The organism is Lentimicrobium sp. L6, assembly GCF_013166655.1.
Taxonomy (GTDB): domain Bacteria; phylum Bacteroidota; class Bacteroidia; order Bacteroidales; family UBA12170; genus UBA12170.
Map to the genome: position 1 here is coordinate 1 of NZ_JABKCA010000183.1, position 808 is coordinate 808.

Annotated in this window: 1 protein-coding gene; it reads right to left on the reverse strand. The window is 37.7% G+C overall.

What is annotated here, in order from left to right; translation table 11 throughout:
* On the reverse strand, positions 1 to 808 hold an 808-nt coding region (locus HNS38_RS20120), incomplete at both ends, for a HAMP domain-containing sensor histidine kinase (protein WP_253939386.1).

The window sequence follows — 808 nt, forward strand, 5'->3', positions numbered from 1 at the left end:
TTTCATCATCCTCAGCAATAATTACCGATAAATTACTTAAAGATACTTGCGGTTCTTTATTTGTGTTCTCTTTGGCATCGCTTTCTTTCACAAACTGTTTAGTGTAAGGAATGCTAAAGGTGAATGTGGAACCTTCTCCTTCTTTAGATTTTACGCTGATGTCACCACCCAGCATTTCAACATAAGACTTTGCAATGGCAAGCCCCAGTCCCGAGCCTTCAAATGCTCTTCTATCTTCAATATCAGCTTGTTCGAAACGATTAAATATGGCTTCAATTCTGTTTGCTGGAATTCCTATTCCCGTGTCTTTTATATAAAACTCCAGGACATCAATATCATGCTCTTTTTTTAGTGAGCAAGCAAAGGTAATTTTTCCCTGATCGGTAAATTTAATCGCGTTTTTAATCAGGTTGATAAGTATTCCTTCCAGTATGTGTTTGTCGGTAACAAAGCGTGCTTCACTGTCCGAAAGGCTTGGTTTATAAATTAGTTCAAGTCCTTTTGATTGAGCCTGGTGGTAGAAAAAATTATACTGTTCTTCGAGAATCTCGTTTACCGATACCTCCGATTTTGAAACCTTAACCTCCCCGGCTTCAATTCTCGAAATATCCATAATATCAGTAACCGTGGCAATCAGTCTTTCGCTGCTTCTATTTATAATGTCGAAAAATTGTTGTTTCTCTTCATCATCAATTTCGGAATCTTGCAGAATTCCAATAAAGCCTGTTATTCCGTTTAGTGGTGTGCGTATTTCGTGGCTCATATTATTCAGAAAAGCAGTTTTTAAGCGGTTGCTTTCTTCGGCTTT